This is a genomic window from Geodermatophilus sp. FMUSA9-8, assembly GCF_037034165.1.
Taxonomy (GTDB): domain Bacteria; phylum Actinomycetota; class Actinomycetes; order Mycobacteriales; family Geodermatophilaceae; genus Geodermatophilus; species Geodermatophilus nigrescens.
Window position 1 is genome coordinate 273,307 of record NZ_JBAGKE010000004.1, and the last position, 19,678, is coordinate 292,984.

Sequence of the window (19,678 nt, forward strand, 5' to 3'; positions counted from 1 at the left end):
GCTGACGGCCTGCCTCCCGCCCGGGCGGGGAAGTCCCGGGGCGGTGCTCGACCCGTTCGAACGTCTGTTCGAACAGTTCGAGTAGACCCGACCCCGCCGGTCGCGTCAAGCCGGACGCGCCCGGCCGGGGGACTCCCCGTCCGCGCGCCGGACGGTACGGCGGGGGTGTGACAGCGGTGGCAGGATCGCCGCCATGACCCGACCCGCCGCCCACCCCCGGGTGGCAGCGATCGCCGGGCTGCTCGCCGCGGCCGGCGCCGCCGGGGAGGTGCGCGAGGTCCCCGCCGGGGCGCGCACCGCGGCCGACGCCGCCGCCGGGCTGGGCGTGCCGGTCGGGGCGATCGCCAGCAGCCTCGTGTTCGACGTCGGCGGCCTGCCGCTGCTCGTGCTCACCAGCGGCGCCCACCGGGTCGACACGGCGAAGGTGGCCACCCTGCTCGGCGTGCCCCGCGTCGAGCGCGCGTCGGCCGACTTCGTCCGCGCGCACACCGGCCAGCCCATCGGCGGGGTCGCCCCGATCGGCCACCCCGAGCCGATCGGCACGCTCGTCGACGTCGAGCTGGCCCGGCACGAGCGCGTCTGGGCCGCCGCGGGACACCCGTCGGCGGTCTTCCCCACCACCTACGACGAGCTGCTGCGCCTGACGGGCGGCACCGCCGCCGAGGTCGGCGACGGCCCGCAGGAGACCCTGCAGACCCCCGCGGGCGCGGTGGGTCAGTGAGCGAGGAGAGACCGTGACCGGCACGACGCCCGCCGCCCGGGTGACCGAGCTGCCCGCCGGCTGGCTGCGCGACCACATGCACGAGGCGCTGGCCATCTACGGCGCGGCCATGGGCTACGACGCCTCGGTGGTGGCCGGCCGCTACGGGTACGCCGTCCAGCACACCGAGCGCCCGGGCTTCCGCGCCGTCGGCGGGTTCGCGCCCACGCCCGACGGCGAGCAGCTCGTCGGCTTCGGCTACGGCTACCTCGTCGCCCCGGGCCAGTGGTGGCACGACCAGGTGCGCGCGGCGCTCGACCGGCGCACCGCCAAGCGCTGGCTGCCGGGCGCCTTCGAGGTCTGCGAGCTGCACGTGCACCCCGAGACGCAGAGCCGGGGCCTGGGCCGGCGGCTGCTGCACGCGCTGGTCGAGGGCGTCGACGCGCCGGCCGCGCTGCTGTCCACGCCCGACGCCGACACCAAGGCCTTCCGGCTGTACCACGCCGACGGCTTCGTCGACCTCGCCCGCGGCCACCACTTCCCCGGCGACGCGCGGCCCTTCGCCATCCTCGGCGCCCGGCTGCCGCTGCAGCCGGCGCGCCGCTGAGCGTGCCGGGACCCGACCGGGCCGCCGGCCGGGCCGCCGGCCGCGGGGTCGACGCCGTCGTCGTCGGCGCGGGCCACAACGGGCTCGTCGCCGCCTGCTACCTGGCCCGCGAGGGGCTGACCGTCGAGGTCGTCGAGCGCGACGACGTCCTCGGCGGCGCGGTGTCCACCGTCGAGCGCTGGCCGGGGGTGCGGGTCGACCGCGGCTCCAGCGCGCACGTGATCGTCCGGCACAGCGGGGTCGTCGAGGAGCTCGACCTCGCCGCCCACGGGCTGACCTACGTCGACTGCGACCCGTGGGGCTTCGCGCCCGCGCCCTCCCCCGGCGACCCGGGCCCCGACGGCCGGCCGCTCGTGTTCTCCGTCGACCTCGACGCCACCTGCGCCTCGATCGCCGCCGCCTGCGGGCAGGCCGACGCCGACGCCTACCGCCGCTTCGTCGGGGTGTGGGGGCCGCGCAGCCGCGCCGTCGTCGACTCCTTCGGCCGCCGTCCCACCCCGCTGGGCCTGGCCCGCGCGTTCTGGCCGCTCGGGGCGCCCACCGGCGGCAACCCGCGCACCCCCGGCGGCGACCTCGCCGTCGACTTCCTCGGCTCCGGCGACGCCCTGCTCGACCGCTGGTTCGGCAGCGAACGGCTCAAGGCGGCGCTGGCCTGGTTCGGCGCGCAGTCCGGCCCGCCGATGAGCGAGCCCGGCACCGCGGCGATGGTCGCCTGGGTGGCGCTGCTGCACGACACCCCGCCGGGCCACCCGGTGGGCGGCTCGGGCGGGCTGACGGCGGCGCTGCGCGCCCGGCTGGAGTCCGACGGCGGGCGGGTCACCCTCGGCGACGGCGCCGCGCGGCTGCTGGTCGACGGCGACCGGGTGACCGGCGTCGAGACGGTGTCCGGGCGGCGGATCGAGGCGCCGGTCGTCGTCGCCGCCTGCCACGTGCTGGCCACCCGCGACCTCGCCGGGGACTCCGCACCTCCGGCGCTGGCCGACGCCGCCCCGCCGGTGGGCAACGGCTTCGGTCTGGTGCTGCGCTGTCTCACCGACGCGGTCCCGCACTACCCCGGCGTCGACCCGGCGGTGTCCGCGCAGGGCCTGCAGCTGCTGTGCACCGACCGCGCGCAGCTCGCCGCCGCGCACGGCGACTGGCTGGCCGGCCGGCTGCCGCGCGAGCCGGTGCCGCTGGCGATGTCGTTCTCCGCGAGCGACGGGACCCTCGCCCCGCCCGGGCGGCACGTCGTCACGATCTGGGGGCAGTGGTACCCCTACGACCTCGCCGACGGCGGCGACTGGGACGCCCTCGCCGCGGGAGAGGCACAGCGGCTGGTCGACGCCGTCGACCGGTTCGCGCCCGGCTTCGCCGCCTCCGTGCAGGACGTGTACGTGCAGACGCCGCTGTTGCTGGAGCGCGAGCTGTCCCTGCTGCGGGGCAACGTCATGCACGTGGAGATGGGCCTGGCCAGCATGTTCGCCTTCCGGCCGACGCCGGCGCTGTCGGGCTACCGCGTCCCCGGCCTGGCCGGCCTCTACCTGGCCGGCGCCTCCACGCACCCCGGCGGCGGGGTGTCGGGCAACTCCGGCCGGACGGCGGCGCGCGCGGTGCTCGCCGACCGCGGCCTCCTCACCCGCACCCGCGCCCGCGTGCAGGGAGCGGCCGGCCGGCTGCTGCGGGCGGTGCGGTGAGCGCCGCGACGGCGGCCGTGCGGCGGGCCGGCGCCCCGGCGCGGGTGCCGCTGGTCCTCGCCGTCCTGCTGGTGCTGGCCGCGATCGCCTACCCGCTCACCGACGGCACCGCCCGCGACGCGGTGTCCTGGACGATCGTGCTGCTCGGCTCGGGCGTCTCGGTCACCGCAGCCGCCGTCGCGCACGGCGCCCGCACCGGGGCCGCGGTCCTCGTCCTGGTCGCGCTCACCTCGGTCGCCTTCGAGGCCGTCGGGCTGGCAACCGGGTACCCCTACGGGCCCTACACCTACAGCGACGTCCTGGGCCCGACGCTGCTCGGCGTCCCGTTCCTCGTGCCGCTGGCCTGGCTGATGATGGCCTGGCCGAGCCGGGTGCTCGCCGAGCTGCTCACCCGCCGGGTGCGCCCGGGCCGGCGGCGGGCCGCGCGGGTCGCCGTCGCAGCGGCGGTGTTCGCCGGGTGGGACGTGGTGCTCGACCCGCAGCTGGTGCAGGCCGGCTACTGGACCTGGGCGGAGCCCACCCCCGGGCTGCCCGGCATCGACACGGTGCCGCTGACCAACCTCGGCGGCTGGCTGCTCGCAGGGCTGGTGCTCATGGCCGTGCTGGAGCTGGTGGTCGCGCGCACCGCGGCCCCCGGCGGGGCGCGCGCGGACGCCGCCCCGCTGCTGGTGATCGGCTGGATGGTCGCCGGCGGGGCGCTCGCCCACGCGCTGTGGCTGGACCTGCCCGGGTCGGCGGCCTGGGGCGCGGGGCTGACGGCGGTCGTCGCCGCCGTCCTCGCCGTGCAGGCCCGCCGGCGGTGAGCGGCGCGGCCGTCCGGGCGCTGTCCGGCCTGGCCGTCGCCGGCGCCGCGCACGCGGCCGTGAACGCCGTCCTGCTGCGGCGCGCGCCGGCCCGCCCGCCGGAGGTGACCCGGCCGGTCACCGTCGTCGTGCCGGTGCGCGACGAGGAGGCGCAGGTCGGCGCCTGCCTGGCCGCGGTGCTGGCCTCGCGCGGGGTGCCCGGCCTGCGGGTGGTGGTGGTCGACGACGGCTCCACCGACGGCACGGCCGCCCGGGTGCGCGAGGTCGGCGACCCCCGGGTCGAGCTCGTGCCGGCGGGCGACCTCCCCGCCGGGTGGCTGGGCAAGCCGCACGCCTGCTGGGTGGGCGCGCAGACGATGCGCGAGGACGGCTACCTCGTCTTCGTCGACGCCGACGTGCGACTCGCCCCCGACGCCGTCGCCGCCGCCGTGGCGCTGCTCGACGCGCACGACCTCGACCTGGTCTCGCCGTGGCCGCGGCCGGTGGCCGGCACGCTCGCCGAGCGCCTGGTGCAGCCGCTGTCGCCGTGGCTGTGGATGACGACGCTGCCGCTGCGGGCCGCCGAGCGCTCGCCGCGGCCGTCGCTGACCGCCGCCAACGGCCAGTTCCTCGCGCTCACCCGGCGCGGGTACCTGCGCGCCCGCGGGCACGCGGCGGTGCGCGACGAGGTGGTGGAGGACGTCGCGCTGGCCCGGGCGGTCAAGCGCTCGGGCGGACGCGCGGTCCCGGCGAGCGGCGCGGCACTGGCCGAGTGCCGGATGTACGACGGCTGGGCGGCGATGCGCGAGGGCTACGGCAAGTCGCTGTGGGCGTCGGTCGGCGGCTCGCCGGCGGCGTCGGTGGCGGCGGCCGCGGTGCTCACCGCCGTCGGCCTCGTCCCCCCGCTGGCGGCGCTGCGCGGCTCACGGGCCGGGCTGCTCGGCTGGGCGGCCGGGGTGGCCGGACGGGCGGTGGCCGCGGCGGTCACCGGCGGGCGGGTGTGGCCCGACGCGCTGGCGCACCCGGTCTCGCTGCTGGCGCTCGACGTGCTGCTGGCGGGGTCGCTGGCGGGGCGGCGCCGGGGCACGCTCACCTGGCGCGGGCGCGCGCTGCGCTGACCCGGGGTGAGGATGGGGCGTGACCTCGCCCGTGGACCCACCCGCGACCAGCCGCCCCCGCACGCCCTTCGACCCGGGGCAGATGCGCCCGTCGGACTTCTACCGGGTGATGAACTCCATCGTCGTGCCGCGGCCGATCGCGTGGGTGCTGTCCCGTTCGGCCGACGGCGTGCACAACCTGGCGCCGCACTCCTTCTACACGGTGGCGTGCGTGCAGCCGCCGGTCGTGCAGTTCACCTCGGTGGGCCGCAAGGACTCGCTGACCAACATCGAGGCCACCGGCGAGTTCACCGTGAACCTGGTGCCCGAGGAGCTGTTCGAGCAGGCCAACGCCACCGGCACCGACTTCCCGCCCGACCAGAGCGAGGCCGAGGCCGCCGGCATCCGGCTCGAGCCGAGCGAGAAGGTGGGCGCGCTGCGGGTGGCGCAGTCGCCGGTGAGCATCGAGTGCACGCTGCACTCCACGCTGCGGCTGGGCGACAGCACCGTCGTCTTCGGCCGCGTGGAGTGGGTGACCGTGGTGAGCGACGCCGTCCGCGACGGCCGGCCCCGCATCGAGGAGCTGCGGCCCCTGGCGCGCCTGGGCGGCAACGAGTGGTGCACCGTCGGCGACATCCGCACGATCCCGCGGATCCCCTACGCGACGTGGGCCGAGGACCCCTCGATCGGCGAGCAGGTCCGCGGCGGCTGAGGCATTGGAGGCTTTTCCCACGTTCTGCGCCGCAGGACGTGGGAAAAGCCTCCAATGCCGTGTCACGGCAGGTGCGCGGCCACCTCGGCGGCGGCGTCGGCGCCGAACGCGTCGGCGAACCGCTCGAGGAACGGCTCCCGGCGCAGCTCGTACTCCTGGGTGCCGACCACCTCGACGGCCTCGGTGGCCACGGCGGAGCCGAGCTGGGTGGCCCGCTCCAGCGACAGTCCCCAGGTGCGGCCGGCGATGAAGCCGGCGCGCAGGGCGTCGCCGCCGCCGGTGGGCTCGACCGGCTTGGTCTCCGGGACGGCGATGACCTCGATCGGGTCGGCGTCGCGCTGCCGGACGAGCACGCCCTGGGCGGCGCGGGTGGTCACCCAGGTGCTCACGCGGCCGAGGATCTCGGCGGCGTCCCAGCCGGTCTTCTGCATGAGCAGCGCCGACTCGTACTCGTTGGTGAACAGCAGGTCGGCGCCGTCGACGAGGTCACGGATCAGGTCGCCGTCGGCCCAGGCCAGCTGCTGGCTGGGGTCGGCGGCGAAGGGGTAGCCGCGGTCGCGGCACTCCTGGGTGTGCCGGGCCATGGCCGTCGGGTCGTTGGGGCCGATGACGACGAGGTCGGGCGCGCCGACGCGGTCGCACACCGGGGCCAGCTCGATCTGCCCGGCCTCGCTCATCGCGCCCGAGTAGAAGGAGGCGATCTGGTTGTTCACCGCGTCGGTGGTGCACACGAAGCGCGCCGTGTGCTTGAGCTCGGACCAGCGGACGTCGCGGGTGTCCACGCCGTGGCGGGTCAGCCAGGCGTCGTAGTCGGCGAAGTCGTTGCCCACCGAGCCGACCAGCACGGGCGCGAGGCCGAGCAGGGCCATGCCGTAGGCCATGTTGGCACCGGCGCCGCCGCGGTGCTGGATGAGGTCGTCGACCAGGAACGACAGGGAGACGTTCTCCATCTGCCCCTCCACGAACTGCTCGGTGAAGCGGCCGGGGAAGGTCATCAGGTGGTCGGTGGCGATGGAGCCGGTGACGACGACGGGCACGGGGGCTCCTCGGGACGGGACGGCGGAACCCGCCCACCCTAAGAGGCGCTCCCGGGGGACCGCCGCGCGGCGTGGGGTGCGGGCGGGACGGGTAGGCCCGTGCCATGACCGACCACACGCTCGCCACGATGGAGGAGCTGGACCCCGCGCGCGGCGGGGGCGGCCCCGGCGACCACGTCGCGGTCTGCGCCTGCGGCTGGCGCAGCGACGCCGAGCCCGACCGCGACTCGGCCCTGGAGCGGCTGACCGAGCACGCGGAGGAGAACGACTAGTCGCCCAGCGCCCGGCGCAGCGAGACGCCGAGCTGCGCGGTGCCGACCAGGCCGAGCAGGGCGCCGACGGCGGCCCCGGCGGTGACCACGAGCGCCGGGCCGCCCTCGACCCCGGCCGCCGCGTCCAGCCCGGTCGCGGCCACGATGCCCGCCCCGCCCACGGTGAAGCCGGTCATCGCCACCCGGGTGGGCCGCTCCCAGACCGAGATCGACCCGGTCTCGGCCACCCCGGCCTGCCCGGCGCGGGCGCGCAGGTAGTCCGGCAGCCAGCACAGCGCCCCGAAGACGGCGGCCAGCCAGCCCGGCGCCCCCGCGGCCCACAGCGCCAGCGCGTAGGCGGCCTCGGTGAGCCGGTCGACGGCGGAGTCCAGGACGTAGCCGCGGCGCGAGGCCCGCCCGCCCGCGAGCGCCAGCGCCCCGTCGAGGGAGTCGAGCAGGCCCGACAGCCCGACCAGCAGCCCGCCGGCGATCAGCCACGCGCCGCCGGCCACCGCCGGCCCGACCGCGGCCAGCGCGACGAGCAGGCCGAGCGCCGTCGCGGCGAGCGGCGGCAGCCAGGACAGGGCCCGGGCCAGCGCGTAGGCCAGCGACAGCCAGCCGTGCACCAGGCGGCTGGCGGCCGGGTCGGTGCCGCCGTGCCACCGCGACCACTCGGCGAGGTACTCGTCGCGGCTCAGCACGGGCGCAGTCTCCCGCAGCGGCGCGGGGAGGGACCGCGGCCCGCCCCGGCCCGGCCACCGTCCGGCCGGGACCGGGGACAGTGGAGCGGTGCTCGCCGGCCTCGCCCCCGCCCGCCGCCGCCTGCTGCTGGCCCTGCTCGCGCTCGTCGTCGTGGCGGTGGTCGCCGTCGCCGCGGTGCTGCTGACCGGGCGGGACGACGACGCCGCGCCCGCCGAGCCGGTGTCCCAGGACGAGCCCGGCCCGGTGCTGCTGGTCCCCGGCTACGGCGGGTCCACCGGCTCGCTGGCGTCGCTGGCCGGACGGCTGACCGCCGAGGGCCGCGACGCCACCGTCGTCGCGCTGCCGGACGGGGGCACCGGCGACCTGGCCGCCGCGGCCGACGCGCTCGACGCCGCCGTCGAGGACGCCCTGGCGCGGACCGGCGCCCGCAGCGTCGACGTCGTCGGCTACTCCGCCGGCGGGGTGGTGGCGCGGCTGTGGGCGGCCGACGGCGGCGCGGAACGGGCGCGGCGGATCGTGACGCTCGGGTCGCCGCACCACGGCACGCGGCTGGCCGACCTGGCCCTCTCCGTCGCGCCGGAGCAGTGCCCGGAGGCGTGCCGCCAGCTGGCCACCGGCAGCGACCTGCTGGCCGGACTGAACGAGGACGACGAGACGCCGGCGGGCCCCACCTGGGTGTCGATCTGGACGGCGCAGGACCAGACGGTGACGCCGCCGGAGTCCGCCCGCCTCGAGGGCGCGCTGGAGCTCGAGGTGCAGTCGGTGTGCGCGCAGGCGCAGGTGGGCCACGGGCAGCTCCCCCGCGACCCGCTCGTGCAGGCGATGGTGCTGGCCGAGCTCGCGGCCGGCGCCCCGGTCCCCCTGGGCCCCGGCGACTGCGCCCGCCTGGGCGGCTGAGCCGGCGCGGCGGGGAGCAGGTGACCTGATCGGAGCGCCTCCTCCCTCGTGTCCCACCGCGAGGGAGGAGGCGCTGCGCTGGGGGAGGACGAGGCGGCGTTGACTCATGCAGGCAGATACCTGCATGATTCGGGCGTGGACGACGGACGGGACGTCGACGCGGTCTTCCGGGCCCTCGCCGACCCCACCCGGCGGTCGTTCCTCGACCGGCTGCGCGAGCAGGACGGGCAGACCCTCGGCGAGCTGTGCGCACGGCTCGGCATGGCCCGGCAGTCGGCCACCCAGCACCTCGACGTCCTCGTCCGCGCCGGCCTGGTCACCGTCGTCCGCCGCGGCCGCGAGCGCCTGCACTTCCTCAACGCGGTGCCCCTGTACGACATCGCGGAGCGCTGGATCTCCGCCTTCGACCGGCCTCGCCTCGAGGCCCTCTCCGCCATCCGGTCCCGAGCAGAGGAGCTCGCCATGTCCGCAGCGGTCCCCACCTACGTCTACGTGACCTACGTCCGCGCCACCGCCGAGCAGGTCTGGCAGGCGCTCACCGACGCCGACCTCACCGCCCGCTACTGGGGGCACGCCAACGTGTCGGACTGGCAGCCGGGCAGCCGCTGGGAGCACCGCCGCACCGACGGCTCGGGGGTCGCCGACGCCGGCGGCCGCGTGCTGGAGACCGATCCCCCGCACCGGCTGGTGATGACCTTCGGCGGGCCCGAGGAGGCGCCGAGCGACTCGCGCGTCACGTTCCTCGTCGAGCAGGGCGAGGGCATCGTCCGGCTCACCGTCACCCACGAGGACCTGCCCGACGAGCAGGGGCTGCGCGACGTCTCGCAGGGGTGGCCCGCGGTGCTCGCCAACCTCAAGTCGCTGCTGGAGACCGGCGAGGTGCTGCCCGCGGCGCCGTGGGAGATGCCGGCTCCTACGAGGTGACGTCCTTGGTCGTGAAGTTGGCCCACGCCGCGGCGAGCAGCACGCCGACGTAGACGCCCTGCAGCGCGAGCCCGCGCACCACGTCGCGCCACAGGACGGGGTCGCGGAACAGGTCGACGAACGCCAGCCAGTACCGCGTGGGCAGGTACGGCGCGATCGGCGAGGCGGCGTCGAGGGTGAACAGCAGCGACGAGGTCACCAGCACCGCCAGCGCCCCGAGCGCCGCGGCCAGCGGCGAGTCGGTGAGCGTGGAGAAGAACAGCCCGAACGCGGCGACGCCGAGCATCGACACCGCCACGTAGCCGATCGCCATCAGCGTCCGCACCGCCAGCTCCTCCGGCGTCAGCGAGGTGCCCGACACCGACGTGCCGCCGGCGACCGGCCGCGCGTCGAACAGCAGCGTGCCCACCAGGTAGCCGACGGCGGCGACCACCACGACCGTGACGACGACGAACGCCAGCACCGCCACCAGCTTGGCCACCAGCAGCCGGGTGCGCCCGGCGGGGCGGGCGAGCAGGTAGCGCAGCGTCCCGGCCTGCGCCTCCCCCGCGACGGCGTCCCCGCTGACCACCGCGACGGCGATCGGCAGGAACAGCGGCAGCACGATCGCCAGCGCGGCCAGCGGGTAGAGCTGGCCGTTGGTGAGCACGGCCGACAGGAACGGCGGGCCCTCCCCCGGCCGCGGCGCCAGGTCGGTGACCCGCAGCAGCACCGCGACGAGCACCGGCAGGGCGTTGAGGACGGCGATGGTCACCCACGTCCGCGGCCGCCCGAAGGTCTTGCGCAGCTCGACGCCGATCACGCCCGCTCCACCCGGTCGGCGCTGGTGCCCGCGGCGGCGAGCACCACCTCCTCGAGCGTGGGCCGCTGCAGGGCCAGCCCGCGCACCGGCACACCCGCGCCCACGAGCAGCGCGTTGACCTCCGCCGGGTCGGCGCCGCGCACGACCACCCGCCCGCCGTCGGCGGACAGCACCCGGCCGTCGAGCACCGCGCGCACCCGCTCGGGCGCCGGGGTGTCGACGACGGTGGCGCCGGTCGGCGCGGTGAGGTGCGCCATCTCGTCCTGGAGCACCAGCCGGCCGCGGTCGAGCACGCCGACCCGGCTGCACAGCTGCTCCACCTCGGCGAGCAGGTGGCTGGACAGGAACACCGTCGTCCCGCCGCGGTGCAGGTCCAGCAGCAGCTCGCGGACCTCGGAGATGCCCTGCGGGTCCAGGCCGTTGGTGGGCTCGTCGAGGACCAGCAGCTCGGGACGGCGCAGCAGCGCGCCGGCGAGGCCGAGCCGCTGGCGCATGCCGAGCGAGTAGGCACCGACCTTCCGGCGCCCCACCCCGCCGAGGCCGACCTGGTCGAGCACCTCGGCGACCCGCCGCCTCCGCGTGCGGCGGGACCCGCCCGGCCCGGCGGCGTCGAGCAGCGCCAGGTTGGCCGCGCCGGACAGGTGCCGGTGGTGCGCCGGGCCCTCGATGAGCGCACCGACCCGCGGCAGCACCCGCCGTCCGGCCCGCGGCATCCGCTCGCCGAGCAGGTCCACCTCCCCGCGGGTGGGCAGCACCAGGCCCAGCAGCATGCGCACCGTCGTCGTCTTGCCCGAGCCGTTGGCGCCCAGGAAGCCGTAGACGTCGCCGGCGCGCACGTCGAGGTCGATCCCGTCGACGGCGCGGACCCGGCCGTACTGCTTGACCAGCCCGCGGGTGACGACGACCGAGCTCACGACGGCGCCCCGGTGAGCGCGGCGGCGGCGTCGGCGAGGGCGTCGAGGTCGACGGTGCCGGTGAGCAGGAAGGTGCCCGCGCCCGGGGCGTCGACGAGCATCAGCCCGAGCGGGCCGGCGGCGATCCGGGTGCCGCGCTCGTCGCGGACGGCGTCGGGCGCGGCGGCCAGCGCGGAGCGCACGCCCGCGGCCAGCCGGCCCGGCACCGGCGCGACGGCCAGCAGGGTGACGCCCCGGCCGTAGAGGCCCACCGCCTCCGGCGCCCCCTCGAGCGTGCGCCGCGGCAGCCCGGCCAGCTCGGCGGGCAGCCGGCCCGGGGACAGCGCCCGGTCGGCGGCCTCCCGGAGCAGCCCGCCGGGGTCCGCGCCCTGCCGGACGCGGGCGCCCGGTGGCGGGTCGAAGGCGACGACGCCGGCCGGGGGCACCGCGAGGTCGAGGTCGAGGAAGCGGGTGTCCAGCGCCGGCGTCGTCGCGCCCTCGGCGAGGACCTCCACGGCCAGCGGGAGCCCGGTGGCGGCGTCGGCCCAGACGTCCACCCGGGCCACCGACGACGCCGCCGCGGCCGGGACCAGGCGCAGGCCGAGGGCGTCGCGGCCGGCCACCCGGCGGGCGCCGATCCGCGCCAGCTCGTCGTCGCCGGCCTCCGACAGCAGCCGCCGGCCCAGGCTCGCGGGGACCAGGTCCGGCGGCGCGGGCAGGGTGAGCGGCGCGGGGCCGGTGCGCTCGGCGGTGGCCGACTCGTACTCCCAGGTCCAGGTGCCCGCCGGGTCGGTGTGCACGCCGGTCTCCCCCGCCGCGCCCACGACGTCGACCCGGTGCTCGTCCTCGCCGCGCCACCAGACACGCAGCTGCACGCGGTCGCTGAGCAGATCGGCGACGGCGGGCAGCTGGTCGCTCACCGGCAGGGTCAGCCCGCCGGCCGAGACCGCGTAGCCGGAGAACCCGACGCCGGCGCTGGCCAGCACGGCGTCGCGGAGGTCGGCCGCCGCGACGTCGGCGCCGTCGGCCGGCAGCGCCGCCACGACCGCCGGCAGCGCGCACAGGACGGCGACGAGCGCGGCGACCACCGCCCACCGGCGGCCCCGGCCGTGCCCCGACATGCGCGCCACGCTACGAGCGGCCCGCAACCCGGCCGCCCGGACCGTCGCGCAGCGCGGACGTGAGCGCGGCGCACCGGCGGGTATGCGCCCGTCATGGCCCCTCCCCTCAGCGATGCCGTCGTCGTCGACGTCCTGCGCCGCCTCGACCGGCTCACCGCGCCGCTGGTCACCCGGCTGGGTCGCCCGCCGCAGCTGCCGGCCGCCGAGCGCGACGACTGGTGGGCCGACCGGGCCTCGCGGGTGGCCGCCGCCGCGAGCGGCCTGCCGCGGTTGGCCGGGCGGCTCGCCGACGTCCTGCCGCTGCAGAACACCGTGGGCACCGCCGTGCAGTCGCTGGTGGTCCTCGGGGTCGCCGGCGAGCACGGCGTCACCGACCCGGCCGAGCGGGTGTCGCTGCTCTCGCGGGTGCTGCTCGCGCGCGACCTGTCGGCCGACCGGGTGCGCCCGCTGCTCGAGCGGGTGCGCGGCGCCTACACCGAGACCGCGTTCGGCGCGCGGGAGGAGCGCGTGGGCCTGTCCGGGGCGGCGCGCACCGTCTGGCGGGCCGCCCGGCTGCTCGGCCGCATCGACGAGGCGCTCGACGCCCGCCCGAAGGGGCGGCTGGGCGCGCGGGCGCTGGCCAACCTGCCCGTCGTCGGCGTCCTCGGCGGGTACGCCGCGGAACGCGAGGCCCTGCGCAAGGCGGCGCGGATGACCGCCGACCTGCTCGGCCCCGCGCGCCCCGTGACGGTCTAGCGGCTGCCGGTCCAGCAGCTCAGGAGACGCCGGCCAGCGTCGAGGGCACCGAGGTGCCGGTGGCCGGGTCGGTGAGGTTGAGGAAGACCTCACGCGTCGCCGTCGACCGGTTCATGGTGATGAAGTGGATGCCGGGCACGCCCTCGTCCAGCAGCCGCCGGCACATCGCCGTCGCCACCTCGACGCCGTAGGCGCGCACCGCCGCCTTGTGCCGCGGCGAGTCGCCGTCGAGCTCGGCGAAGCGGGCGGCCAGCTCCTCGGGGAAGGCCTGCCCCGACAGCTGGACGATCCGGGTGATCTGCCGGGCGTTGGTCACCGGCATGACGCCCGCGATCACCGGGACGTCGCAGCCCTCGGCCGCCACCCGGTCGCGCAGCCGCAGGTAGTCCTCGACGCGGAAGAACATCTGCGTGATGGCGAAGTCGGCACCCGCCCGGCACTTGCGGACGAACATCTCGACGTCGGTGTCCAGGTCCGGCGAGCGCGGGTGCCGCTCGGGGAAGGCCGCGACGCCGACGGAGAAGTCGCCCATGGAGCGGATGAGCTCGACGAGCTCGGCGGCGTACTCGAGGCCCTCGGGGTGCTTGACCCAGTGGGCCTGCGGGTCGGCGCCCGGCGGGTCGCCGCGCAGCGCCAGCACGTTGCGCACGCCCGCGGCGGCCAGCCGGCTGACGACGTGCCGGAGCTCGGCGACGGAGTGGTCGACGGCGGTCAGGTGCGCCAGCGGCGTCATCGTCGTCTCGGCGGCGATCCGCTCGGTGACCGCGACGGTGCCCTCGCGGGTGGAGCCACCCGCGCCGTAGGTGACCGAGACGAACGACGGCTGCAGCCGCTCCAGCTGCCGCAGGGCGGTCCACAGCTGGGCCTCGCCCTCGGGCGTCTTCGCGGGGAAGAACTCGAACGACCAGGTCGGCCGCGAGGAGGCCAGCAGCTCTCGGACGCTTGCGCTCACGGGATCCGAGGGTACGTGCGGGACGGTCGGCGGCCGTGCATCCGCCCGCCCGGTCCGGGCAGAAGGACCCCCGACGGCGACGGCGCGACGGCGAGGAGAGCCCCGTGAGCAAGGCCCATCGGCCCCTGGACGGGACGCGCACGACTACATGGGGCGATACTGGCCGGGTGATCACCGGCGCGGCTGAGCAGCACGGATCCGTCGTCCGGGCGCTGCCGACGCCCCTGACCGCTGCCGACCTGACCCGCATCCGCGGCGCCGTGTCGGCCGCGCTGACCGGTTTCCTGGAGGAGCAGCGGGCCACGCTGTCGGCGATGGACCCGTCGCTGACTCCCCTCGTCGACGAGGTCTGCGCGCTGGCCGACGGCGGCAAGCGGCTGCGCCCGCTGTTCGCCTACTGGGGCTGGCGCGGGGTCACCGAGGACGTGAGCGGCCCCGCCGAGGACGACGCCGCGGTGCTGCGCGCCGTCGCCGCCCTGGAGTTCGTGCACGCCAGCGCCCTCGTCCACGACGACGTCATGGACGGCGCGCTGACCCGCCGCGGCCGCCCGGCCACCCACGTCGGCTTCGCCTCCCGGCACGGCGACGACGGCCTGTCCGGCGACGGCACGGCCTTCGGCGTCGGCGCGGCGATCCTCGTCGGCGACCTCGCCCTCGTGTGGTCCGACGAGCTGCTGCGCCGCTCCGGCATCTCGGCGCCGGCCCTCGCCCGCGCCCGCTCGGTGTGGGACACGATGCGCACCGAGGTGACCGCCGGGCAGTACCTCGACCTGCTGCGCGCCGCCGGCGGCCTGCCCGGCGCCCAGGGCGCGCTGACCGTCGCCCGGTACAAGAGCGCCGGCTACACCGTGCAGCGCCCGCTGCAGCTCGGCGCCGCGATCGCCGGCGCCGGACCGCGCGCCGCCGACGTCTACACCTCCATCGGCCTGCCGCTCGGCGAGGCGTTCCAGCTGCGCGACGACGTCCTCGGCGTGTTCGGCGACCCGGCGGTCACCGGCAAGTCCGCGGACGACGACCTGCGCGAGGGCAAGCAGACGCTGCTGGTGGCCCTCGCCGAGGAGGCGGCCGACGACGCGGGCCGCCGGCTGCTGCGCGAGTCCCTGGGCGATCCCGACGCCGGCGAGGAGCAGTTCGCCGCCCTGCGGGCGCTCATCGAGGGCACCGGCGCCCGGGCCCGGGTCGAGGAGCGGATCGCCGAGCGCACCGCCACCGCACGCGCCGCGATCGCCGACGCGCCGATCGCCGCGGAGGCCCGCGCCGCCCTCGACGCGCTCGCCGTCGCCGCCACCACCCGGACCGCGTGAGCGTGCGCACCGTCCCCGGGGCCACCGACCGGGTGGTCGTCGTCGGCGCGGGTCTCGCGGGCCTGGCCACCGCCCTGCGGCTGCGCGGCGCGGGCCGCGAGGTGACCGTCGTCGAGCGCGGCGACGGCCCGGGCGGCCGGGCCGGCGTGGTGCGGCGCGACGGCTACGTCCTCGACACCGGCCCGTCGGTGTTCACCGCGCCGGAGCTGGTCGCCGACACCCTCGCCGCGGTCGGCGAGAAGCTGGAGGACCGCCTGGAGCTGGTCCCGCTGGAGACCACCTACCGCGCGCAGTTCGCCGACGGCTCGCACCTCGACGTGCACGCCGACGTCGACCGGTTCGCCGCCGAGGTCGAGGCCCTGGCCGGACCGGCCGAGGCCGCCGCCCTGCGCCGCTACCTCGCCGACCTCGCCGAGCTCTACCGGCTGCAGCTGGACACCTTCATCGACCGCAACCTCGACACCCCGCTGGACCTGCTCGGCCCCGAGCTGTGGGCGCTGGTCCGGCGCGGCGGCTTCGGCCGGCTGTCCTCGCACGTGGCCCGGTTCTTCGACGACGACCGGCTGCGGCGGCTGTTCAGCTTCCAGGCGCTCTACGCCGGGGTGTCGCCGTTCCGCGCGATCGCCGCCTACGCCGTCATCGCCCAGCTCGACATCGGCGCCGGCGTCTGGCACCCGGTCGGCGGGATCGGCGCGGTGCCGCGGGCGATGGCCGCCGCCGCGGCCGACGCCGGCGTGGTCTTCCGGTACGGCGCGACCGTCGAGCGGCTCGACCTGCGCGGCCGGCGGGTCACCGGCGTCTGCCTCGAGGGCGGCGAGCGGCTGCCCGCCGACGCCGTCGTCGTCACCACCGACGTCCCCGAGCGGCTGGTGCCCGGCTTCTCCCGCCTGCGGCGGCCCACCCACTCGCCGTCCTGCGTGACCCTGCACCTCGGCGTGCGCAGCGAGCTGCCCGGGCAGGCGCACCACACGATCAGCTTCGGCGCCGCCTGGCAGCAGGTGTTCGACGAGCTGACCCGCGACGGGCGGCCGATGAGCGACCCGAGCCTGCTGGTGAGCATGCCCTCGCGCACCGACCGGTCGCTGGCCCCCGACGGCGGGCAGGTGCTGAGCGTCGTGGCGCCCGCGCCGAACCTCGACCCGCGCTCCGGCGGGAACCCCGGCATCGACTGGGACGCCCTCACCCCGCGCTACCGCGAGGAGGTGCTGGCCACGCTGGAGGCCCGCGGCTGGACCGGGATCACCGACGCGATCGAGGTGGAGCACGTGGACACCCCGCTGACCTGGGCACGGCAGGGCATGGCGGCCGGCACGCCGTTCGCCCTGGCGCACACCTTCGGCCAGACCGGCCCGTTCCGGACGCCGACGCTGCCCCGCCGCGGCCCCGAGAACGTGGTGCTGGCCGGCTCCTCGGTGCAGCCCGGCGTCGGGGTGCCGATGGTGGTCATCTCCGGCCGGCTGGCCGCCGAGCGCATCACCGGGCCGGTCCGATGACGGCGACCGAGCGGCCGCTGACCACGGCCGAGCGGCAGGAGCGCCTCGACGCCGCCTACCGGTACTGCGCGGCGGTCAACGCCGAGCACGGCAAGAGCTACCACCTGGCCACCCGGCTGCTCACCGCCGACCGCCGACCGGCCGTCCACGCGCTCTACGCCGCCGCGCGCACCGCCGACGACCTCGTCGATCACCCGGGCGCCGACCCCGAGCGCGACCTCGCCGACTGGTCGCGGGCGCTGCTCGACGAGCTCGAGGCCGGGTGGTCCGACGACCCGGTGCGCCTGGCGACGGTGCACACCTACCGGCGGTACCGGATCCCGGTCGAGCACCTCGTCGACTTCCTCGCCGCGATGACCAGCGACCTCACCGTCACCGGCTACGCCGACATCGCCGCGCTCGACCGGTACATGTGGGGCTCGGCATCGGTCATCGGCCTGCAGGTGCTGCCGGTGCTCGGGACCGCGCCCGGCGTCACCCGCGAGGAGGCCGCGCCGCACGCCATCGCGCTCGGCGAGGCGTTCCAGCTCACCAACTTCCTGCGCGACGTGGCCGAGGACGCCGACCGGGGCCGGGTCTACCTGCCGGCCGACGTCATGGCCGCCCACGGCGTGACCCGCGAGCAGCTCGAGGCCAAGCGGTACGACGCCCGGTTCCGCGCCCTGATGCAGGAGATGGTGGCGATCGTCCGCCGCCGCTACGACGACGCCGCCCCCGGGACGCCGATGCTCGCGCCGGAGTCCCGCGACTGCGTGCGGGCCGCGACGGCGCTCTACGGCGGCATCCTCACCGAGATCGAGCGCGCCGACTTCCGCGTGCTCGACCGCCGGGTGACGGTGTCGAAGCCGCGGCGGCTCGGCATCTTCGCCCGCCGCCTCGCGAGCGCCCAGGCCGTCCGCCTGCGGTCCCGCACCCGTAGGGCATAGGAAGCAATCCCCACGTATCGGAGCCCGACACGTGGGGATTGGTTCCTATGCCTCCCCCTCGTCAGAACGCGAGGGCCTGCGCCCGCCGCGTCACCTCGGTGTGCCGGTCGCCGCGCAGCGCCGCCACCGGCGTGCCCGGCAGCGACTCGTCCTCGCGGAACAGCCACTCGAACACCTCGGTGTCGGAGAAGCCGCCGTCGCGGAGGACGGTGATCAGCCCCGGGAGGTGGCGCAGCACCGCGCCGTCCTGGAGGAAGTCGGCCGGGATGCGGCTGTTCCCGCTGCCCGGGACGGCCATGAGCTTGCCCTCGCGGACCAGCTGCCGGACCTTGTTCGGCGAGACCCCGAGCGCGGCGGCGACCTCGGCCGGCGTGAGGGTCTGCATCTCGTCGGACTGCACGGTCCGAGCCTAGGACGGGCCCCGGACCCGGCTACCATCGGCGGCGGGCCGTGACTGGCGCATCGAGGTGGGGCACCACCGGGGAGCGGCCTGCACCTCCCCGCCGGGCGCCTGGGCACCGCTGACGACGACACCCGCCAGGAGCCCCCATGAGCGACGTGACCCCCTCCTTCGACGACGCCGCCGCGTCCACGGCCTACCGCAGCGCGCTGTCGGTCATCGCCGAGGTCGAGCCGCGCGTGGCCGACGCGATCGGCGCCGAGCTCGCCGACCAGCGCGGCTCGCTCAAGCTCATCGCGAGCGAGAACTACGCCTCCCCCGCCGTGCTGCTGACCATGGGCAACTGGTTCAGCGACAAGTACGCCGAGGGCACGGTCGGGCACCGCTTCTACGCCGGCTGCCAGAACGTCGACACCGTCGAGGCGCTGGCCGCCGAGCACGCCCGCGAGCTGTTCGGCGCCCCGCACGCCTACGTCCAGCCGCACTCCGGGATCGACGCCAACCTCGTCGCCTTCTGGGCCGTGCTCGCCCAGCGCATCGAGTCCCCCGCGCTCGAGCGGGCCGGCGTCCGGCACGTCAACGACCTCACCGACGAGGACTGGGCCACGCTCCGGCACGCCCTCGGCGACCAGCGGATGCTCGGCATGAGCCTCGACGCCGGCGGCCACCTCACCCACGGCTTCCGCCCGAACATCAGCGGCAAGATGTTCGCCCAGTCCTCCTACGGCACCGACCCGGAGACCGGGCTGCTGGACTACGACGCCGTCCGCGCCCGCGCCCGCGAGTTCCGCCCGCTGATCCTGATGGCCGGCTACTCCGCCTACCCGCGCAAGGTCGACTTCGCGAGGATGCGCGAGATCGCCGACGAGGTCGGCGCCACGCTGATCGTCGACATGAGCCACTTCGCCGGCCTGGTCGCCGGGAAGGTGTTCACCGGCGACTTCGACCCGGTGCCCCACGCGCACGTCGTCACCAGCACCAGCCACAAGTCGCTGCGCGGCCCGCGCGGCGGGTTCGTGCTCGCCCAGCCCGAGTACGCCGACGCCGTCGACCGCGGCTGCCCGATGGTGCTCGGCGGGCCGCTGCCGCACGTCATGGCCGCCAAGGCCGTCGCCTTCGCCGAGGCGCGTCGCCCGCAGTTCGCCACCTACGCGCAGACCGTCGTCGACAACGCCGTCGCCCTCGCCGAGGGCCTGTCCCGCCGCGGCGCGACGCTCGTCACCGGCGGCACCGAGAACCACATCGTGCTGCTCGACGTCTCCGGCTTCGGCCTGACCGGCCGCCAGGCGGAGTCCGCGCTCCTCGACGCCGGCATCGTCACCAACCGCAACTCCGTGCCGGCCGACCCCAACGGCGCCTGGTACACCTCCGGCGTCCGGCTGGGCACCCCGGCGCTGACCACCCGCGGGTTCGGCGCCGCCGAGTTCGACCGCACCGCCGAGCTCATCGTCGACGTCCTCCGCAACACGACGCCGACCACCACGCGGGACGGGTCGCCGTCCAAGGCGAAGTACGCCGTCGACGGCGGCCTGGCCGACAAGACCCGCGCCGCGGCCGCCGAGCTCGTCGCCGCCCACCCGCTCTACCCCGGCCTGGAGCTGTAGCCGGTCCGGCGCACCCTCCCGTGACCGGTGTGACGGGAGGGTGCGCCGGTCCGCCGCCTGCGCGTG

Annotated in this window: 21 protein-coding genes and 1 riboswitch; of the genes, 14 read left to right on the forward strand and 7 right to left on the reverse strand. The window is 77.0% G+C overall.

Features of this window, described 5'->3' with window-relative positions; genetic code table 11:
* The first annotated feature begins 193 nt into the window (after positions 1-193).
* Genes WA616_RS11065 through WA616_RS11090 form a run of 6 tightly spaced genes read left to right on the forward strand, consistent with a single transcriptional unit; the run spans position 194 to position 5,571 of the window.
* On the forward strand, positions 194-721 hold the full coding sequence (locus WA616_RS11065) for a YbaK/EbsC family protein (protein ID WP_073422402.1): 528 nt from the start codon (positions 194-196) through the stop codon (positions 719-721).
* A gap of 13 nt (positions 722-734) precedes the next feature.
* Complete coding sequence (locus WA616_RS11070; protein ID WP_336029736.1) at positions 735-1,307, forward strand: GNAT family N-acetyltransferase; 573 nt, start codon at positions 735-737, stop codon at positions 1,305-1,307.
* Between the two features lie 2 nt (positions 1,308-1,309).
* Positions 1,310-2,980, forward strand: coding sequence for a phytoene desaturase family protein (locus WA616_RS11075; RefSeq protein ID WP_336029738.1), 1,671 nt, complete (start codon positions 1,310-1,312; stop codon positions 2,978-2,980).
* A complete protein-coding gene (locus tag WA616_RS11080; RefSeq protein WP_336029739.1) occupies positions 2,977-3,783 on the forward strand; it encodes a carotenoid biosynthesis protein in 807 nt (268 codons plus the stop codon). Before WA616_RS11075 ends, WA616_RS11080 begins: the two co-directional genes overlap by 4 nt.
* Positions 3,780-4,880: a glycosyltransferase gene (locus WA616_RS11085; RefSeq protein ID WP_336029741.1), complete on the forward strand. Its 1,101-nt coding sequence runs from the start codon at positions 3,780-3,782 to the stop codon at positions 4,878-4,880. Before WA616_RS11080 ends, WA616_RS11085 begins: the two co-directional genes overlap by 4 nt.
* Positions 4,881-4,899: 19 nt before the next feature.
* Complete coding sequence (locus tag WA616_RS11090; RefSeq protein ID WP_336029743.1) at positions 4,900-5,571, forward strand: flavin reductase family protein; 672 nt, start codon at positions 4,900-4,902, stop codon at positions 5,569-5,571.
* A 62-nt stretch (positions 5,572-5,633) separates the two neighbouring features.
* Here WA616_RS11090 and WA616_RS11095 read toward each other — a convergent pair whose 3' ends face one another.
* On the reverse strand, positions 5,634-6,608 hold the full coding sequence (locus WA616_RS11095; protein WP_073422399.1) for a carbohydrate kinase family protein: 975 nt from the start codon (positions 6,606-6,608) through the stop codon (positions 5,634-5,636).
* Positions 6,609-6,712: 104 nt separating this feature from the next.
* Here WA616_RS11095 and WA616_RS11100 point away from each other — a divergent pair, with 104 nt between their 5' ends.
* Positions 6,713-6,880, forward strand: coding sequence for a hypothetical protein (locus WA616_RS11100; protein ID WP_175562952.1), 168 nt, complete (start codon positions 6,713-6,715; stop codon positions 6,878-6,880).
* Here the strand turns inward: WA616_RS11100 and WA616_RS11105 are convergent.
* On the reverse strand, positions 6,877-7,560 hold the full coding sequence (locus tag WA616_RS11105; RefSeq protein ID WP_336029746.1) for a CDP-alcohol phosphatidyltransferase family protein: 684 nt from the start codon (positions 7,558-7,560) through the stop codon (positions 6,877-6,879). The genes WA616_RS11100 and WA616_RS11105 overlap by 4 nt on opposite strands.
* 88 nt (positions 7,561-7,648) lie before the next feature.
* Here WA616_RS11105 and WA616_RS11110 point away from each other — a divergent pair, with 88 nt between their 5' ends.
* Positions 7,649-8,458 carry a lipase family alpha/beta hydrolase gene (locus WA616_RS11110; RefSeq protein ID WP_336029747.1) on the forward strand — a complete coding sequence of 270 codons (810 nt, stop codon included), beginning with the start codon at positions 7,649-7,651 and terminating at the stop codon, positions 8,456-8,458.
* Between the two features lie 135 nt (positions 8,459-8,593).
* Positions 8,594-9,382: an ArsR/SmtB family transcription factor gene (locus WA616_RS11115; RefSeq protein WP_336029749.1), complete on the forward strand. Its 789-nt coding sequence runs from the start codon at positions 8,594-8,596 to the stop codon at positions 9,380-9,382.
* Here the strand turns inward: WA616_RS11115 and WA616_RS11120 are convergent.
* From WA616_RS11120 to WA616_RS11130, 3 genes are read right to left on the reverse strand one after another with little or no spacing between them, the layout of a single operon-like run.
* Positions 9,372-10,184 (reverse strand): ABC transporter permease, encoded by an 813-nt coding sequence (locus WA616_RS11120; RefSeq protein WP_336029750.1) that lies wholly within the window; start codon positions 10,182-10,184, stop codon positions 9,372-9,374. The two genes, WA616_RS11115 and WA616_RS11120, sit on opposite strands and share 11 nt — an antisense overlap.
* Positions 10,181-11,098 carry an ABC transporter ATP-binding protein gene (locus WA616_RS11125; RefSeq protein ID WP_336029752.1) on the reverse strand — a complete coding sequence of 306 codons (918 nt, stop codon included), beginning with the start codon at positions 11,096-11,098 and terminating at the stop codon, positions 10,181-10,183. Before WA616_RS11125 ends, WA616_RS11120 begins: the two co-directional genes overlap by 4 nt.
* Complete coding sequence (locus WA616_RS11130; protein WP_336029754.1) at positions 11,095-12,198, reverse strand: transcriptional regulator; 1,104 nt, start codon at positions 12,196-12,198, stop codon at positions 11,095-11,097. Before WA616_RS11130 ends, WA616_RS11125 begins: the two co-directional genes overlap by 4 nt.
* A gap of 93 nt (positions 12,199-12,291) precedes the next feature.
* Between WA616_RS11130 and WA616_RS11135 the strand changes: the two genes are divergently transcribed.
* Entirely contained in the window at positions 12,292-12,933 is a 642-nt protein-coding gene (locus WA616_RS11135; protein ID WP_336029755.1) for a hypothetical protein, read from the forward strand.
* Between the two features lie 19 nt (positions 12,934-12,952).
* On the opposite strand, the gene metF is transcribed toward WA616_RS11135, so the two are convergent.
* Entirely contained in the window at positions 12,953-13,885 is a 933-nt protein-coding gene (gene metF, locus WA616_RS11140; protein WP_073422387.1) for a methylenetetrahydrofolate reductase [NAD(P)H], read from the reverse strand.
* 167 nt (positions 13,886-14,052) lie between these two features.
* Here metF and WA616_RS11145 point away from each other — a divergent pair, with 167 nt between their 5' ends.
* The 3 genes from WA616_RS11145 to WA616_RS11155 are packed head-to-tail and all read left to right on the forward strand — an operon-like array spanning position 14,053 to position 17,608.
* Positions 14,053-15,189 carry a polyprenyl synthetase family protein gene (locus WA616_RS11145; protein ID WP_336029756.1) on the forward strand — a complete coding sequence of 379 codons (1,137 nt, stop codon included), beginning with the start codon at positions 14,053-14,055 and terminating at the stop codon, positions 15,187-15,189.
* The gene (crtI, locus tag WA616_RS11150) at positions 15,186-16,682 is read left to right on the forward strand and encodes a phytoene desaturase family protein (RefSeq protein ID WP_336029758.1); all 1,497 of its coding nucleotides are present in this window, start codon (positions 15,186-15,188) and stop codon (positions 16,680-16,682) included. The genes WA616_RS11145 and crtI overlap by 4 nt, the downstream gene beginning before the upstream one ends.
* Positions 16,679-17,608, forward strand: coding sequence for a phytoene/squalene synthase family protein (locus tag WA616_RS11155; RefSeq protein WP_336029760.1), 930 nt, complete (start codon positions 16,679-16,681; stop codon positions 17,606-17,608). The genes crtI and WA616_RS11155 overlap by 4 nt, the downstream gene beginning before the upstream one ends.
* 61 nt (positions 17,609-17,669) lie before the next feature.
* Here WA616_RS11155 and WA616_RS11160 read toward each other — a convergent pair whose 3' ends face one another.
* The gene (locus WA616_RS11160) at positions 17,670-18,008 is read right to left on the reverse strand and encodes an Rv2175c family DNA-binding protein (protein ID WP_245794824.1); all 339 of its coding nucleotides are present in this window, start codon (positions 18,006-18,008) and stop codon (positions 17,670-17,672) included.
* 40 nt (positions 18,009-18,048) lie between these two features.
* A riboswitch (ZMP/ZTP riboswitch) is annotated at positions 18,049-18,132 on the forward strand.
* 25 nt (positions 18,133-18,157) lie between these two features.
* On the opposite strand from WA616_RS11160, the gene WA616_RS11165 reads away from it, so the two are divergent.
* Positions 18,158-19,612 carry a glycine hydroxymethyltransferase gene (locus WA616_RS11165; protein ID WP_336029764.1) on the forward strand — a complete coding sequence of 485 codons (1,455 nt, stop codon included), beginning with the start codon at positions 18,158-18,160 and terminating at the stop codon, positions 19,610-19,612.
* Positions 19,613-19,678: the final 66 nt, after the last annotated feature.

What these genes read in the sequence shown, in the direction of transcription:
- WA616_RS11165 (WP_336029764.1), top strand. Translation starts at nt 18,158, where the DNA reads ATGAGCGACGTGACCCCCTCCTTCGACGACGCCGCCGCGTCCACGGCC.
- WA616_RS11130 (WP_336029754.1), bottom strand. Translation starts at nt 12,198, where the DNA reads ATGTCGGGGCACGGCCGGGGCCGCCGGTGGGCGGTGGTCGCCGCGCTC.
- WA616_RS11065 (WP_073422402.1), top strand. Translation starts at nt 194, where the DNA reads ATGACCCGACCCGCCGCCCACCCCCGGGTGGCAGCGATCGCCGGGCTG.
- WA616_RS11135 (WP_336029755.1), top strand. Translation starts at nt 12,292, where the DNA reads ATGGCCCCTCCCCTCAGCGATGCCGTCGTCGTCGACGTCCTGCGCCGC.
- WA616_RS11100 (WP_175562952.1), top strand. Translation starts at nt 6,713, where the DNA reads ATGACCGACCACACGCTCGCCACGATGGAGGAGCTGGACCCCGCGCGC.
- WA616_RS11155 (WP_336029760.1), top strand. Translation starts at nt 16,679, where the DNA reads ATGACGGCGACCGAGCGGCCGCTGACCACGGCCGAGCGGCAGGAGCGC.